This is a genomic window from Paenibacillus aurantiacus (assembly GCF_042431225.1).
GTDB classification, from domain to species: Bacteria; Bacillota; Bacilli; order Paenibacillales; family Paenibacillaceae; genus Paenibacillus_Z; species Paenibacillus_Z aurantiacus.
In genome coordinates, this window is sequence record NZ_JBHMDO010000017.1 from 111,211 (window position 1) to 127,935 (window position 16,725).

At 60.4% G+C, this 16,725-nt stretch carries 13 protein-coding genes; all 13 read right to left on the reverse strand.

What is annotated here, in order from left to right; all coding sequences use genetic code 11:
• Window positions 1–9: 9 nt before the first annotated feature.
• The 13 genes from fabD to ACFFSY_RS09385 all read right to left on the reverse strand — a co-directional run bounded on the left by fabD (window position 10) and on the right by ACFFSY_RS09385 (window position 16,305).
• Window positions 10–2,469 (reverse strand): ACP S-malonyltransferase, encoded by a 2,460-nt coding sequence (gene fabD / locus ACFFSY_RS09325; RefSeq protein ID WP_377493094.1) that lies wholly within the window; start codon window positions 2,467–2,469, stop codon window positions 10–12.
• Between the two features lie 57 nt (window positions 2,470–2,526).
• Complete coding sequence (locus tag ACFFSY_RS09330) at window positions 2,527–3,273, reverse strand: 4'-phosphopantetheinyl transferase family protein (RefSeq protein WP_377493096.1); 747 nt, start codon at window positions 3,271–3,273, stop codon at window positions 2,527–2,529.
• Window positions 3,274–3,449: 176 nt separating this feature from the next.
• The gene (locus tag ACFFSY_RS09335) at window positions 3,450–3,644 is read right to left on the reverse strand and encodes a hypothetical protein (protein WP_377493098.1); all 195 of its coding nucleotides are present in this window, start codon (window positions 3,642–3,644) and stop codon (window positions 3,450–3,452) included.
• Between the two features lie 16 nt (window positions 3,645–3,660).
• Window positions 3,661–4,761: a metallophosphoesterase gene (locus tag ACFFSY_RS09340; protein WP_377493100.1), complete on the reverse strand. Its 1,101-nt coding sequence runs from the start codon at window positions 4,759–4,761 to the stop codon at window positions 3,661–3,663.
• A gap of 180 nt (window positions 4,762–4,941) precedes the next feature.
• The gene (locus tag ACFFSY_RS09345) at window positions 4,942–5,958 is read right to left on the reverse strand and encodes an NADP-dependent oxidoreductase (RefSeq protein WP_377493102.1); all 1,017 of its coding nucleotides are present in this window, start codon (window positions 5,956–5,958) and stop codon (window positions 4,942–4,944) included.
• An 81-nt stretch (window positions 5,959–6,039) separates the two neighbouring features.
• The gene (locus ACFFSY_RS09350; protein ID WP_377493104.1) at window positions 6,040–6,333 is read right to left on the reverse strand and encodes an ArsR/SmtB family transcription factor; all 294 of its coding nucleotides are present in this window, start codon (window positions 6,331–6,333) and stop codon (window positions 6,040–6,042) included.
• Between the two features lie 136 nt (window positions 6,334–6,469).
• Window positions 6,470–7,438: a proline dehydrogenase family protein gene (locus ACFFSY_RS09355; protein WP_377493106.1), complete on the reverse strand. Its 969-nt coding sequence runs from the start codon at window positions 7,436–7,438 to the stop codon at window positions 6,470–6,472.
• Window positions 7,439–7,513: 75 nt separating this feature from the next.
• Window positions 7,514–8,320 carry an AraC family transcriptional regulator gene (locus ACFFSY_RS09360; RefSeq protein WP_377493108.1) on the reverse strand — a complete coding sequence of 269 codons (807 nt, stop codon included), beginning with the start codon at window positions 8,318–8,320 and terminating at the stop codon, window positions 7,514–7,516.
• Between the two features lie 102 nt (window positions 8,321–8,422).
• Complete coding sequence (locus ACFFSY_RS09365) at window positions 8,423–10,045, reverse strand: extracellular solute-binding protein (protein WP_377493110.1); 1,623 nt, start codon at window positions 10,043–10,045, stop codon at window positions 8,423–8,425.
• 18 nt (window positions 10,046–10,063) lie between these two features.
• Complete coding sequence (locus ACFFSY_RS09370; protein WP_377493112.1) at window positions 10,064–12,409, reverse strand: helix-turn-helix domain-containing protein; 2,346 nt, start codon at window positions 12,407–12,409, stop codon at window positions 10,064–10,066.
• 327 nt (window positions 12,410–12,736) lie between these two features.
• Complete coding sequence (locus tag ACFFSY_RS09375) at window positions 12,737–13,624, reverse strand: carbohydrate ABC transporter permease (protein ID WP_377493114.1); 888 nt, start codon at window positions 13,622–13,624, stop codon at window positions 12,737–12,739.
• A gap of 10 nt (window positions 13,625–13,634) precedes the next feature.
• Window positions 13,635–14,558, reverse strand: a complete 924-nt coding sequence (locus ACFFSY_RS09380; protein WP_377493116.1) for an ABC transporter permease — start codon at window positions 14,556–14,558, stop codon at window positions 13,635–13,637.
• A gap of 82 nt (window positions 14,559–14,640) precedes the next feature.
• Window positions 14,641–16,305 (reverse strand): extracellular solute-binding protein, encoded by a 1,665-nt coding sequence (locus ACFFSY_RS09385; protein ID WP_377493118.1) that lies wholly within the window; start codon window positions 16,303–16,305, stop codon window positions 14,641–14,643.
• Window positions 16,306–16,725: the final 420 nt, after the last annotated feature.

The window sequence follows — 16,725 nt, forward strand, 5'->3', positions numbered from 1 at the left end:
ATTCCTTCTCTATCTATAGCCAGCCATCGCCTCGAAACGGCGGTTCAGCCAAGCCGCCGCTTCCCGCATGAGCAGCATCCCCAGCTCGTCGGCATGCCGGCTTCTCCATCCTTCGAGCCCGGTTCCTTTCGCCCATTGATTGAACGCCCCGAGCGCGGGACCGCAAAAAATTTGATAGTCCGTCCGCCAATCCGGATCGCCCTGGAGCGCTTTGTCCGCGGACAAGTCCAAATACCGTTTGAAGACGAGCGCCATCCTCGCCTTCGGGTCGCGTTCCGCTCTGCCGATCTCCTCGCGCGTCGCTGCCGCCTTCGCGGCCTCGTACGCCTCCTCGAAGCTTTGTCTCAAGTATTTCGACTGAATCGCTTCCCGGGTCTGCTCGTCCAGCGCGTCGAGCGATTCATGCATCGCATAGAGCTTGGCCAGCTTATCCGCCCGATACGGGAAGAACGTCCCACGTCCGGCGACCTGTACCTTCGCGCCGATCTCGAAGCCCGCGGCCGACGGCGCGTAAGCCATATCCTGCACCTGCGCGCGCGCCAGCAGCTCCTTGACGGCATCGCTCGTGCCGGCTTCCGCCGTGCACTGATTGATCGAGCCCGTCGCGATGAAGTCCGCGCCCAGCATGAACGCGGCCGCAGCCGCTTCGGGCGTGCCGATGCCGCCGCCCGCCCCGACGCGAATACGCTTGGCGTAGCCGTGCCGCCGCACGAGCTCGTCTCTCATGCGCGCAATCGCTGGCAGCAGGACGGCCATCGCGCCTTGGTCCGTATGGCCGCCGGCGTCCGACAATGCGATCACGTCGTCCGCTACGGGGAGCCCCCGCAGCCATTGCGCTTCCTCTGCCGCGATAAGCCCTTCGCGCAGCAGATCCCGCACGATCAGTTCGGGTGCCGGACTCATGAACGCTTCGGCTACCTCGGGTCTCGTGACCTTGACCATGATCTTATGCCTTCCGGCTATGCGTCCGTTCTCATCCATATACAAGCCTCTCGCTTTGTACCAAACCAGGGCCCGGGTGACCGTCAAGTACGACGACGCTTCGACGACGCCCACCCCGCGATCCGCATACAACCGGACGAGCGCCTCCTCCAGCGCGGGATCGTCTGGCCGATGAAGCAAATTCATGCCGTAGGGCTCGCCGCTCTCAAGCTCGGCTTGAATCTCCGCGATCGCCTGATCAATCTCATCCAAGCGAAGGCCTCCCGAGCCGAAAATGCCGAGCAAACCGGCGCGGCCGCACTTGACGACCAGCGGCACGGAAGAGATGCCTTTGTACATGGCGCCAGCAACGTAGGCGTACTTCAACCGGTAGTCCGCTTTGAAGTCCGCATCCCCCAGCGATTGTGCCGTAATGAGGGACGCATCCGCCTCTTGAGGGCGGGCGACGAGCAGCTGATTCTCGTGCTCGTTCACCATACGGAGCGGGAAGTTATCGCCTGGGTAGTCTTCGCGCTTAAGCTGAGTCTCGCTGGCCCGCAATTCCGGCGCTTGCTCCGTGCCTGATGGGACTTCCGGCTCCCGCTCGTCCAGGACGCGGGCGGCGGCGGTCTCCAATCTCGCCGCGTATGCCGGGTGTTCTGCGTGGACGCCTTGCGCCTGCTGCAGCCGATCCGCATCGAACTCCGCGCGGATCGCCCGGACAAGCTTCGCCAGCACATTCCCGGGCCCGATCTCTTCCAAGTCCGCCTCGCCATCCTTCCCGAGCAAATAGCGGATGGTATCCGTCCATCGGACCGGACTCGTCATCTGATCGGCAAGTCCCGCCTTCAGCCGATCCTCCTGGTAAGGCCGCGCCTCCACATTCGAGATGACCGTGATCGACGGCTTGCGGAAGGCAAACGGCCTCATGAATTGCTCGAAGCTCTCCCGCGCCTCCCGCATGTACCGGGAATGGAAAGGCCCGCTCACGTTCAACGGGATGTACAAGCTCGCCCCGGCTGTCTCGAACAAGGACTGAGCACGGGCGATATCGGCCTTCGGTCCTGATATGACGGTCTGAGTCGGAGAATTGTAATTCGCAATGTCGATGCCATCCAGCCCGCCGCGGTCCAGCAGGTCGTGGATGCTTTCGGCCGACAGACCAATCACGGCAGCCATAGCGCCCTCGGGCGCCGCCGCCATCAGCGCGCCGCGACGCTGGACGAGCCGCAATCCTGTGCCGAAATCGAACGCGCCCGCCGCGAACAGAGCCGAATACTCGCCTAGGCTGTGTCCCGCGGCATAAGCGGGCTGGCGCTCCGCGGATTCGAGCCTGCTCAGGTAAGTCAATGCATTCACGACGTACAACGCGGGCTGCGTATAAGCCGTATTCGCCAACAGCCCGCGCGGATCGCGCAGGCACAGTTCCTCGATCGAATAGCCCAATATCGCGTCGGCCTCTTCGGTCAGCGCCTTGAATCGCCCGAACAGCTCGCCGCCCATCCCTTTATGCTGCGAGCCTTGCCCGGGAAACAAATATACGAGCATTGTACTCCTCTCCCTTATGACGCTTTAATGGCCGGACTCCTTGCTTATCAACCAACCTTATTCCATCCAGCCGGGCTCCAGCAGCCTATACAGATCCGGCGGTTCGTGCGAATAGATACTGGGCAGCACGATCGACAACACCGCCCCCTTGAACAGCCACGAGAATGCGCGGTATTGAGGAAATTTCGCGAAACTGCTGACAACCCAGCGCCCGGTGACGTCCGCGCGACCGATCTCATAGACCGACAGCGGCGTGGTCAAGCCGGTGCGCAAACATTTGGAAAGCGACTCCTTCGCCGTCCAAAGCAGCGTAGCGGCTTCCCGGAAGGATAGCCCTGCCTTCATCGCCAGCTCGAGCTCCCCGGGTACAAAGTACGATTGCGCAAGCCCCGCCCGCTCCTCGGTCAGCAGTTCCTCGATATCGATGCCGGCCGGGACGGACTCGGGGAAAGCAAGGCATGCCGCGAGCCGTTCCGTATGCGAGATAGTGACCTGCCTATTCGCCAATTCCGGATGAATGAGCACCGGCTGCCCGAACAGACCGGGCCGAATAAGAATGTCCGCCGTCGGAATATCCGGAGCTATGCTGCATGCGGCCTGCTTGGCGGCATGCCTGCCGAGCACGTAGGACATTTTCCGCTTCTCGACCTTCAACTGCTCCCAATAGCGCCGCTCCTCCGGGTGCAAACACGACAGCGGCATTTCGGCCTCCGGCCACGGTCCCGCCTTGGTCAAGCATAGGCCGACGGCATTCCCGGCGCCGAACGAGAATAAACGGGTATAAGACGATATATTGTCAATCAATGCAATGCCTCTCCACTCTTGTCTATCATTCCGGTCCATCCTATCCGCCCATCGCGTAAAGTAAAGCGGGTCTATCGATTTAAGCCGAATCTCCTTGCTAGGAAGGACATACTACCAATAGTACCAATTATAACTGAACGATAGACGGGCATCTATACAGAACCATGCAGGTTTGGTTACAAACGGGAGCGGTTGCGACGGCATGCGCTTTTTTTCTCTTTTTGGTTATCTTCCATATATTCGCAGTTTGAACGATTTTTCCTTTTTTCGACAGTAAAACGTGATGCCGATTGTGACACCTCCCGGGCAAATGAGCCGCAAGACGATGAAAACGACAAAAAAACCGCTCCCGGCGCCGCTACGGCAGCCAAGAACGGCTCTTCCTCCTTATTCGAATTGCACCCGAATGTTGACAACTTCCGAACGCGTGCCGATCCGGATCGGCGGACCCCAGAAGCCGAAGCCGCTCGTGACGATGGATTGCAGCTGCTCCTTCTTCACATAGCCCCAATCGTTCTCGTAGATCGCGTCCGTGATCAGATTGCCCGGGAACACCTGCCCGCGGTGCGTATGCCCGGACACCATGAGCCCGACACCCGTCTGCTGGGCAATATCCAGCTCATAGGGCTGATGCTCGAGCAGGATGACAGGCTTCGTCTTGTCGACGCCCTCCATCAATTCCGCTAGCGGCTTGCGCTCATGGTCGCTGCGGTCTTTGCGCCCGACCAGCGTGAGCTGTCCTTCGACGACCGCGGTCTCGTCATAGAGAACGCGAATGCCGCTAGCCTCGAGCGTCCCGATCAGCTCCTCCATCGTGCCGTCGTGCTTGTCGTGGTTGCCGAGCGTGGCGTACACGCCATAAGGCGCTTTCAAGCCGGCCAGCACGTCGCCGATCTTCTGATCGATGAACGGCTGGATATCGTCGTCGAACATGTCCCCGGGAAGCAGAACGAGGTCCGGTTCGAGCGCGTTCATCTCTTCCACCAGCCGCCGCGCGTGATCCTTCCCCGACAGCAAGCCGAAATGCGTATCCGCCGCCATCGCGATATGCAGCTTCGCAAGCGTTGAAGCCCCTCTCTCCATCCGAATATCGTACGTCCGAACGACGGGACTGTAGGCGTTGAAGGAACCATAACCCAGCAAGGCCAGCATTAGCGTCAGCGTGATAAAGCCGGCCCACACCTGCGTCCCCCGCCTTGGCAGCCGGGTTAACCGCAGCACGATGACGGTCAAATGCGCAAGAGGCACGAGCAGGAGCAGCAAATAGAACACCGCCATCCAATAAGCGCCGATAATCCCCAATATGCGCGCCTCCGAAATCCGTCCCACGATAAGCGAGCTCGCGGCCAGCGCGACAACGGCGCCGTACAGCAGCTTGAATCGGCGCGTCGACGCGCCAGGGCGCATCCATCGATACCCTCGCCATCCAATATAATAGACCAGCCCGCCATAGAGCAGCATCGCGACAAGTCCGATTATGATAAACATGCGCATTCTCCTGACTTTCGAAAATCGTTTCGTTACAGACCATTCTACACGAACGGCAGGCCAAGAAGACAGGCATGCTCTGACGGTTATGTGAAATGCGCGCTGAACCGGGATGCGCAAGCCGACGGTCGTATGCGAAAAGGAGGCCTCCGCTGCTATCGGCGGCTGCCTCCCCCTTCGTTATTCCCCGATCTTCACCAGCTGCTTGCCGACGTTATCGCCTTTGAACAAGCCAAGGAATGCCCTCGGCACGTTCTCGAGACCTTCGATGACCGTCTCCTCGTACTTCAACTGGCCGGCGGCCAGCCATTTCGCCAGATCAGCCGCGCCTTCCCGCATGCGGGCAGCGTAATCGCTGAGCACGAATCCTTTCATCAGCGATCTCGTCTTAATCAGCTTCGTCTGCACGCGTGGCCCCAAGTCTCCGTCAGTGCTATTATACGAGGAGATGGCGCCGCATACCGGAATGCGCGCGTGGTCGTTCAGCAGCGTCATGACCGCGTCCGAGATGGCGCCGCCGACGTTGTCGAAGTACACATCAACCCCGTTTGGACATGCTTCCGCAAGCGCGGCCTGCAAATCCGATACCGTCTTGTAGTTAATCGCCGCGTCGAACCCGAGCTTATCCGTCAGCAGCGCCGTTTTCTCGTCCGTGCCCGCAATGCCGACGACGCGCGCGCCATGAATCTTCGCGATCTGGCCGACCATCATGCCGACCGCGCCGGCGGCGCCGGAGACGACGACCGTCTCCCCGGCCTTCGGCTGCCCGATGTCGAGCAGGCCGAAATACGCAGTCAGGCCGGTCAAGCCTAGCACGCTCAAGTAAGCGGACAACGGCGCGATCGAACCGTCGATCTTGCGCACGGCGGAAGCATCCGCGACGTTATACGTCTGCCAGCCGAGCATGCCGAGCACGTGATCGCCCGCCTTAAGCCCATCCGCCTTGGAAGCGACGACTTCGCCGACCACGCCGCCGACGATGACCTCGTGCAGGCCGTACGGCGCGATGTACGATTTGGCGTCGCTCATTCGTCCCCGCATATAAGGATCGACCGACAAGTAAATGGAACGCACGACGATTTGTCCTTCACCCGGCTCGGCGACCGGCACCTCCCGGAACGCGAAGTTCGCGTCCGTCGGCAGCCCGACCGGGCGGCTCGCCAGCAGAATTTGTTTGCTCGTCAATGGTTGCGTCATGATGAATGCAGCTCCTCGTTGTCAATTTAGATAGTTATAAAACATTCAAACTATTAAGCGATAAGAAAGGGCTCCGGTCAGCTATAGGCTGTCCAGGAACCCCGGCAGGAAGGTCTCGAACGTATCCTCCCGCAAATAAGAGTATTTGTTCTGTCCGCTTCGGCTGAGGCGAATTAAATCCGCTTCGTATAATATTTTGAGATGATACGAGACGTTGGATTTATCCATGCCCATCACGTCGCCCAGCTCGCCGCAAGTCGTGTCCCGATCATGTTGACGGAGAAATCGAATCATCTCGATGCGTTTGGTTTCCGCCAGCGCTTTGAATACCTTGACCCGTCTTTCGTCGTCGGCTTTGAATAGTTTGATTGTCATCGAACTATCATACTCTTCTTGCTCTCATGCGTCAAATGAACCGTCCACTTTTCTTATCCTGACTCGGGTCGGGAACAAGATTTCCGCGGTAAGCGCCCGGTTCGAACATGGCCGACACTCCCTCAGCGTTGGACATTCAATCATACGCCGACACCGAGTCGACAGCAGCTTCTCCAACGACATCCGCCAACGCGCGGTACAAGTTCGGCGGGAACTCCGCGATGCGGTGACACAGGTACAAATACCACTCCTCGCCGTACGTGACATAGACGCGGACCGGGTAACCGGATGCCTTCAGCTTCCCGGCCAGATCGGGGCGAATGCCGTACAGCAGCTCGAACTCGACGCCATGACTTGCCCACCCTCGCGCAATGACCGCCTCAATGAGCGCTTCGTCGTGCGTGGCGACCGATACGCGACGCCCCTGGGCAAGCGCGGCCTCGACAAGCTGCAAGTACCGCTCGTTCAACGCCTCCGAGCGGCCGATCGCAACTTCAGCCGGCTCCTGATAGGCGCCTTTGACGATGCGAATGGGTCCGCCTATCCCTTCCAATCCCGCCAAGTCGCCCGGCGTCCGGTTCAAGTGGGCCTGCAGCGTAATACCGATGCCCGAATCCGAGATCGCCGCGCGCTTATACACGTCCAGAATACGGCCTGTCTTGGCGGACTCCTCCATGCTGACGAAAGGCTCGATCCCCAACTCCCGCGCGTGCCTGGTTAACCGAAGCAGCTGCTCATACGCCAATCCGTCGTCCGCCGCCAAGCCGATATGCGACAGGTCGAACGAGACGCGCGCAGTAATGCCGAGCTCGCCCAATTCCCCGACGAGCGCTGCCATCTCCCCCGCGGCCGCTTCGCACTCCGCGGCATCCGTCGTGTTCTCGCCGATATATTCGAGCGAGACGGCATACCCTTTGGCAAGCAGCCTTCGTGCGGCTTCGATACCTTCCTCGCGGGTGGCGCCCGCGACGTAACGCGCGGCTGCGCGCCGCAGCAGCCCGTTCAACGCTGGCGTTCGCTCGACATGCGCCTTCAGATCCTGCCTTCGCGCAATAGACTTCAACGCTTCCGTTGCTTGACGTTCCCAATCGATTATCTGAATCATAGCAACCCCTCCTCTGCCTCAATACCATTCAAGGTACAGGAAGAGGGATTGCGGCGTATTGTATAAAATTGCGCTCTAACGGGAGCCCGCGTATTTCCCGGGCGTAGCGCCGACGATCCGGGCGAACGCCCGGGAGAAGTGGCTTTGGTCATGATAGCCCGCCTCGACCGCGATGTCCGCGATCGGACGCCGCTTCGCAAGCTCCGCCTTGGCGTGGTTGATCCGCAGCAAATTCTGATACGCGTGCGGCGGCAGATGACTCTCCCGCTTGAATAGCCGAATCAAGTGAAACCGGCTAACACCTGTCGCCTGCTCCAGCTGCTCCAGCGTGACACGGTCCAAGTAATGGGCCTGCAAGTAGTCTCTCACCCGCTTCGCGTGCTTGCGTTCACCGAGCAGGCGGCGGGCATGGCCGCGATCGTCGCCGCCGGGTCCGGCAAGCGTCTGAACAAGCTCGGCTAGCGCCGTCTCGGCCGCCAGCGGAGTGACGCCTTCGGCCAAGGCGTCCGTCACGGCCCGGATCAACGCCGCGCACGCTTCGTTCTTCCCGTCGCCCGGCAAGTACGGCATGTCGAGCCGCTTCGCCTCGCCGCCCTCCAGCAGCTTCAGCCATTCTGTGCGAATAAACAGCATACTGTACGACCAGTCCGTATCCGACTCGGGCTGGCAGGCATGCAGCATAAGCGGTGGAAAACTGATGACTCGCCCCTGCTCAACTTGGTGAACAGCCCCGTCGCACCAAGCGCGGGTCCGGCCCAAGTGGATCAAGCCAACCGAATACTCCTCGTGAAAATGCTTCTGGTACGCCAGATCGCTGCGGGTGCAGCGCTTGGCCTCCAGGAAAGGCAGCGCCTCGTCGCGATAAAAAGCGACCTCCGCCATGCGAGAGCCCCCTTCTTCGTAATTTGAGCGGCGCCTGCGCATAGGCAGGCAACCTTTTTTGTACCTTTTCGGCCAGCCTGCCTCGATTTCCTGCTTGCCCGCTTAATCCGGCTGCTTATAACGATCCAGCGCCTGCTGGTGAATCTCGATCGCCCGCCCGATGTTCAGCGCGCGCAGTTCCTGCGCGAATGCGTCGAACCGCGCGAGCGGCTCGATGCCGAGAATAACCTTCAGCGAGAACTCGTCCACAAGCGTAGACGCCTCCTGCATGATCTCCGCCAGCTCCGCGCTCTCCTTCTCCGTCTTCGGCGCCTGGGGAAGGGTATGCTCCGCCGCCCCGGTGTCCGCCCACACCTGGATCGCCTCCTGCTGCTCCGGCATCGCGTAATATTGCTCCATGTACCGGACGTCTTGCACGAACGGGCCGAAATAACTCGCTCGCGTGTACATCGCCAGCGCCTGGGACGGGGCCAGCCCATCGGGGTTGCGCAGAATCAGATCCGTATAGGCCGGGTATCCGTCCTTCATCTCGTACGTCAGTCCTTCGGTGCCGAAATTGAACAGCATGTGTCCCTCCGGTCCGTATCCGTAATCGAGCAGACGGACGGACGCCTCGGCGTTCTTGCTCGTCGCCGCGATCGCGACACCGCCGCTTGCGCCGACGGAAGGCGCGCGCTGGCCGAATTTCGGCCGCTCCCCCTTGCGCAGTACGGGATACGGAGCGGCCGCCAGCTTCGCGTCCGGCTCAAGCTGCCGCAGCGCCGGCAGCCAGGTGCCGATGCCCGCGCCAGCGTTCCAGATACTCGCCCCGCTGCGCCCCGTCTGCATGCTGACGTCCTGCGTCACGGAATCGACGGCCGCGATATTGCGATCGATCAGCCCTTCGGCGTACCAGTCCCGGAAGAGTGCGAGGAAGTCTTGGTACCCTGGTTCGAGCGGCCCGTATTTCACCTTGCCTTCATCGACGTAGAACCCTTTCTTGACGCCGAACGCGCCAACGAAGCCGCCGTTCTCGATGCCATTCAGCGGGTTCGGCACGCCAAGGAAGGTCAGCGGCGCTTCTACGCCCTTACGCTTCTTGAACGCCTTCAGCGTCTCGTGCCATTCGTCGATCGTCTCCGGCACCGGCAATCCCAGCTCGTCGAGCCAGTCTTTGCGGATGATCGGCCCTTGATAGGTGCGAAGACGTTCGTCGCGCTGCACGAACGGGAACGCGTAGTAGCTGCCGTCCGCCGTCCGAATCTGCTTGTCGATGTCGGGATGCTCGGCCAAATAGCGGCGCAGATTCGGCGCGTAACGCTCGATCAGATCGTTCAGCCGCATAATATGTCCGTCCCGAAGCGCCTTCTCCGGACCGCCGGGGAAGTTGATCCACTCGTATTCGATCATGTCCGGCAGCTGGCCCGAGGCGAGCAGCACGTTGATCGCTTCCTTCGATTGGTTGCCGGGCGGGCGGAGGAACGTGATCGCAGCGCCGGTCTGCTTCTGCCACTCCTGGAAGAACGGCACGTCCCGAAAGTCGGACCGGATACCGGCCGCGTTGCCGTTCATCTCCGCCCAATACGTCAGCGCGGCGCCTCTCTCGCCGCCGTCCGCGACGTCACCCGTGCTGGGCGCCGCCCCGCCGGCGCATGACGCAAGCAGAGCAAGCAGTAGACATGCCGCCAGCAGCCGCGCCGTCAGCGGCCACGCGCCAAGCGCGCCCTTGCTTCTCCTTCCTCGCATAGCAGATCGGCTCCTTCCCTAGTAGATCTCCTTGTATTTGCCCGGCGTGACGCCCTCGTATTTCTTGAACACCCGGATGAACGTCGCGGCGTCGTTGTAGCCGACCATGCGCGAAATTTCGGTAATCGACTCCCGCTTGGCGCGGATCATCGCCTTCGCCTTGGCGATCCGGGTTTTGTGAATATAGTCGAGCAGCCCTTCGCCGGTCTGGTTCTTGAACAGCCGCGAGAGGTAGCTGCCCTTCAAATCGAACACGTCCCCGATGCCATTCACGTTCAGATTCGCGTCCGTGTAATTATTCTCGATATAGCAAACCACTTGCGCCGTCAGATCGCGCAGCGTGTCGTCCCGCTCTTGCGATACGTTAGCCGCGCGCTTCGCCTCCGCGAAAGCGCATACATCTTGCAGCAGCGCTTGGAGCTCCTCGCGCATCTCCTGGATCGTATCGCACGCGAGAATCCGATCCATCCAGCGCGGATCGTCCGCCAGCGGCCCGCCTCCGGCTTCGCCCAGCTCGTTGACCGCCTTGACCATCGTGCCGACAAGATTGAACAACAGACAGCGGGCCAGCGTCAGCGACAGGTACGGCTGACCGAAGTTGCGGCTCGTAATCTCGTCCATGTAGGCGGAAGCTTGGCCCAAATCGCCGACCTTGATGAAATTGATGAGCTGCTGCTCGACCGCGAGCGGATAATAGTAGCCCGTCTGCCCGCCGCCCGCAGGGCTCACCCGGATATTCTCGTAGGCGATGATGCCTTTCTTGCCGAGCACCATCTTGTACTCCATCGCGTCGACCGCCTCCCGATAAGCCTCCGCGATGCCCGCAAGTCCGCTGTGAACGCCACCGAGCGAGATCGTCAGCTCCATCTCGTACCGCCGCAGGAAGCTCTGCGCTTCGGCCGCGATGCTGCTCAGATCCGCGCTAGCATCAACAGCGTCCGGACGGAGATTGACGAGGCAGACCAGCATTTCGTCCGCCTCCGCCATATAGCCCGCGTGGCCGAACCGTCCGGCCAGCTCCTCGACGACGTTGGCGATAATGAACGGGATGAGCCTTCTCCGCTCGCTGACGTCGATGCCCGGCAGCTTCGCGTCCAGCTCCGCCTCGTTCTCGAGCACGAACAACAGCACCGCGTAATCGTCCGACAGCACCGTCATGCGGAAGGATCGGAACGCCTCCTCGTACGGCACCGGCGTGTCCGGCCGGCCCTTGAGCAGCCGGTTGATCATGTTGGAACGCAGCGCATGCTGATGCTTCTGCAGCTGACTGGCGATCTCGTCCTTCTCGCTTCTTGCGTGCACAATCGCGCGCTGGATCATCCGCAGCTCGTTGCCGTCTTCCCGCTCCGGACCGGCGCTGCGCCCGCCTAGCAAGCGGATCAGCTCCTGGATCGGGGAATAGTTGCGGCGCATGAAGAACCAGGTCAGAATGCCTGCTCCGATGACGCTGATCAGCATGCTGACATAGGTGAACCGGCGGACATACTCGGCTTTCTCCCAATAGAGGGCGGTCGGCAGAATAAGCGCGTATTTCAAGTCCGACACATCCGATTCGATGTAGAACAGCTCGGACTCTCCCGTTCGCGGCGAAGCAAGTTTCACCTGGCTGCCGTCCATGAACGTCGCCAGCTCGGGCGCGTCCGGACGGCTCTGGAGCAGGATGTTATTATCTTCGTTCAAGATCAGCAGCAGTCCGCCGCTAAAGCCCGAGATGCTCTCGATCGCGCCGAGGAATCGCGCGGCATCCGCCATGACGACGACCGTCCCGGTTCCTCGTCCGCTTAAATCGTTCGGCAGCGGCGCAATATAGGCGATCGAGGACTGCGCGGGCTTCGCGTATAGATGAGGGAGCACGGCGAAGCGGCTTCCGCCGCGCTGGCCGACCGCCTGCGACCATTGCTCGAACGTCATCGCCCCGGTAGCGTGCACCGTCCGGAAGGCGGTCCGCATGTCCCGGATACTGCCCGGCCGCAGTACGGAAGCGCCTTCATTCCACACGACGTAAAATTCGTCGATCGTCGCGTACGACGTCTTGTAGAATCGCAGCGCCTTGGCGACCTCGTAAGCGCCGAAGGGCATCTCCTTCGCCGGCATATTCGTATACATGAGCTGACGCACCTTCTCGTTCCACGTCATCTCCATGCTCAGCCGCTTCATCAGATCCATCTGGTTGTCGATCGTGTACCGCATCTGTTTGAGCAAGGAATCGTTGGCGCGGTGAATTTCGCTCTTGAGGGCGCCGCTCGCCTGGCCGTAAATGACGAGGCTGATGAGGATCGGGACGAACAGCACCGCGCTGTACGATAGCAGCCAGGCGACGACGATGCTTTTTCGTTTGTGCCATAACGATCGGATTGTCGGCAAGCGCTCATTCCTCCCGATTGCGAAAAGTTGGTCGTCGGTCATTGACGCGCCTCGACATGTCCAGCCTCGGACGATGGACGGCCGTTAGCGCGTGAGACCTTCATTATAACGGGTTGCGTCTCGCTCCCGGAATGGCTAAAAGTCGCAAATCGATTGATCAAATCTCCACTTTTTCCGGAAACCATTCCCTTTTTGCGAACACAGCAAGCCCGAGGGAGCCGCTTGGGGCGGCCGATCGGGCTGGGGCTGGAGCGTATGGGGAGCGACGTGGAGGACTTCTCAGCAACGTGCCGAAAACCCCGCCGGGCATCTTGCCATGTGACCTGCTTACCCTTTCAGCGAGCCGACCATGACGCCCTTCACGAAGAAGCGCTGCACGAACGGGTAGACGCACAGTATCGGCACGGTGGCAACCATGATCGTCGCGTATTTGATCGTCTCGCCGATCTGGAATCGGTCGCTCGCGGTCGCGCCCGCGCCCGCCGCCATGCCGTCGGTCGAGTTGGCGATCAGAATTTCGCGCAGCACGAGCTGCAGCGGGAACAGCTCCCGGCTCTTGATGAAGATCGACGCGTAGAACCAGCCGTTCCACTTGTCCACCGCGTAATAGAGAATCATGACGGCGATGACCGGCATCGACAGCGGGATGATGATGCGGAACAAAATGGTGAAATGGTTCGCCCCGTCGATTTTGGCCGATTCCTCCAGACTGTCCGGGATGCCCATGAACGCGGTGCGCATAATGATCAGGTTGAACGTGCTGACGGCGAACGGGATGATCGTCGACCAGAGCGAGTCGAGCAGGCCGACGCCCTTCACGACGAGATACAGCGGGATGAGACCGCCGCCGAAGAACATCGTGAACACGATGAAAAACATGAAGACGTTGTTCCACATGACGTTCTTGCGGGACAGCACGTATGCGCCAAGCGACGTCATGAACAGGTTGACGAGCACGCCGGCGACCAGGATGAACAGCGTGTTGCGGTAGCCATTAGCGATGCCCGGGTTCGCGAGCACGCTCTTGTACGCCTCCAAGCTGAAGCCGAGCGGCTTCCAGAGGATGCCTTTGTTCACGATGAGCTGCCCGGCGTCGCTGAACGAGGCGAACAGCACGTAGAGCAGCGGATACAGCGTCGCCACGACGAGCAGCGTGAGCAGCGTATAAATGACGACGTCGAAGGCGCGATCAAAGAAACCTGATTGCGTATGCATCATTTCACCCCTACCATAGACTGCTTTTGCTCACCCGTCGGCTGATGGCGTTCGCGGTGACGAGCAGCATAAGATTGATTACGGAATTGAACAGGCCGACCGCGGAGCTATAGCTCCAGCCGAACTCGAGCAGCCCCTTGCGGTAGACGAAAGAGGAGATAACGTCGGCCGTCTCGTAGGTGATCGGATTGTAGAGCAGGATGATTTTCTCGAAGCCGACGTTCAGCAGGTTGCCCATCCGCAAAATAAGCATGATCGAGATCGTAGGCATGATACCCGGCAGCGTGATATAGATTATTTGCTTGAGCCGGCTCGCCCCGTCCATCCGCGCCGCCTCGTATTGCTCCTGATCGATGCTCATCAGCGCGGCGATGTAAATGATCGATTCCCAGCCGATTCGCTGCCAAATTTCCGAGAGAATATAGATCGGCCGGAATAACCCCGGCTTCTGCAGCATCGCCTGCCCGTCGTAGCCGAGCCAGACGAAGATTTGGTTGATCAGGCCGTCGGCGTTCGTAAAATCCGTAATGATGCCGCAAATGACGACGAGCGAGATGAAATAGGGCATGTACGTGATCGTCTGCACGGTGCGCTTGAATGTCCGGTTACGCACCTCGTTGATGAGCAGCGCGAGGATGATCGGCGCCGGGAATTCGAACAGCAGCGAGTACAGACTGATGAGCAGCGTGTTCTTGAGAATGCGCCAGAAGTAGTAGCTGTTGAAGAAATCGGCGAAGTGCTTCAGCCCGACCCAGTCGCTGCCGAGAATGCCTTTCATCGGCGAGTAGTTCTTGAACGCGATGACCGCCCCGTACATCGGCACGTAGTGGAATATGATGTAATAGGCGATGACCGGGAGCATCATGAGATACAAATACTTGTTCAGCAGGAAATCCCGGACGAAGCGGCGCTTGAACGAATGCGGATTTGCCATGGACTAGTGTTCACCTCGTTTCGTATCAAGGAGGGCGGCGGACCGGGCTGCTTACTGCCTGTCCGCCGCTCCTTCCGCTGCCTTACCGGCTGTTGTACCGCTCGAGCGCCGCGGTCTGGATTTCGATGGCGCGCGCCAGGTTGAGCGACTTCATCTTCTCCAGGTAGCTCTCGTAGGCGTCGACCGGCTCGGTGCCGAGGATGATTTTGAGCGTCATCTCGTCTACTAGCGTGTCGATGTCGTTCATGATGGCCGCATACTCGGAGCTTTCCTCCGGCGTCGGGGTAATCGGCGGCAGCTGGTATTTCGCCGCGTCCGTCTTCGCCCAGACGTTGATGGCGTCGCGCTGCGTCTGCAAGGCGAAGAACTGCTCAGCGTATCGTTTGTCCTGGATGAACGGGCCGTTGTAGCTGCCGCGCGCGTACGTCGAGATCATTTGCGCAGGGGCGAGGTTGTCCGGATTTTTCAGAATCATATCCGTATACGTCGGGTAGCCATCTACCATGTTGTAGCTGACGCCCTCGGTGCCGAAGTTGAAGAACAGCCGCCCTTCCTCGCTGTAGCCGTAGTCCAGCATGCGCACCGCCAGTTCGGGATCCTTCGCGGTCGACGTGATGGCGACCGTGCCCTCGGACGAATACGCCTGGTTGCGCTGGCCGAACTTCGGCGTCTCGCCCTTATTCAGCACCGGATACGGCGCGGCGATGAGCACGGCCTTCGGATCGTTCGCCGCCACTAGCGGCTGCCACTTGCCGATGCCCGCGCCCGCATTGCCGATCGTGGCGCCGGTTGCGCCGGAAGCGATGCTGCCGTCGAGCGCCTTCGTATCGACCGTGGCCGCGTTTTTGTCGATCAACCCTTCCTTGTACCAGCCTTGGAACAGGCGTAGATACTCCTTGAAGCCCGGTTCGGCCGGACCGAACTTGACCTTGCCGTCCTCTTGATAGAAACCGCGGTTGACGCCGAACGCGCCGATGAACGCCCCATTGCCGGACTCGTTGAAGAATCGCGGCTTGCTGGCGAAGGATAGCGGAGCGGCGGCGCCTTTCTTCTCCTTGAACGCCCGCAGCATCGTCGTCCAGTCGTCGATCGTCTCCGGCACCGGCAGACCGAGCTCGTCGAGCCAGTCTTTGCGGAGGATGGGCCCTTGGAAGACGCGCAAATATTCGTCCCCCCGGATGAACGGGAAGGCGTAGTAGCTGCCGCTGTCGGTCTTGACCATCTTGTCGATGTCGGGGTTGTCCTGCAAGAACTTCTTCAGGTTCGGCGCATACTTATCGATCAGGTCGTTCAACTTGATAATGTAGCCGTCGCCGATTGCCTTCTCCGGCCCGCCCGGGAACGAGAGGAAGTTGAATTCCAGCATGTCCGGCAGGTCGCCCGAGGCGAGCAGCACGTTCAGCGCTTCCTTCGCCTGCCCGGTCGGCGGCGCGGTGAAGCTGAGCTTCACGCCCGTCTTCTTCTGCCAATCCTGGAAGAACGGGACTTCGTCGTGCGTGGCTTTGAGGCCGATCAGGTTGGCGCTGATTTCGCCCCAATAGGTGAGCGTCTTGTCGGTCTGGATCGGATACTTCGTCGCTTCAGGCGCCGTCTGATTATGAACTGCGGATGCGTCGTTCGCGGGCTTGTTGGTATTATCGCTGCCGTTTGCGCCGCCGTTGTTGCCGCCGTTCCCGCCGTTCGAGCACGCCGCGAGCAGCGAGCCGGCCATCATGAGGAGGACGCCGGTTTTCAGCACGTGTTTCATCTGTATTCAACCCTCTCCGTTATAGTCTGTCGTGAGCCATTCCCCACGCCTTCAGACTAACGGCTCCGGCCGCGCTTCCGATATGCGCAAAAACGCCAATGACATGCCGATTTCGCGCGACGGGAAGTGACGAAATCGACAATCGGATTGATCGGGAGGAGAAAAGCGGGCCGTATAGTGGGGCTGGACGCCACTATTGCGGCTCGACTGGACGCTGCAGGCTCCGATAGTGAGCTGGACGTCACTATTGCGCCTCGACCGGACGCCGCGGGCTCCAATAGTGAGCCGAGCATCACTATTGCGGCTCGACCGGACGCAACGTGCTCCAATAGCGAGCTGGACGTCACTATTGCGGCTCGACCGGACGCTGCGGGCTCCGATAGTGAGCTGGACGCCACTATTGCGGCTCGACTGGACGCT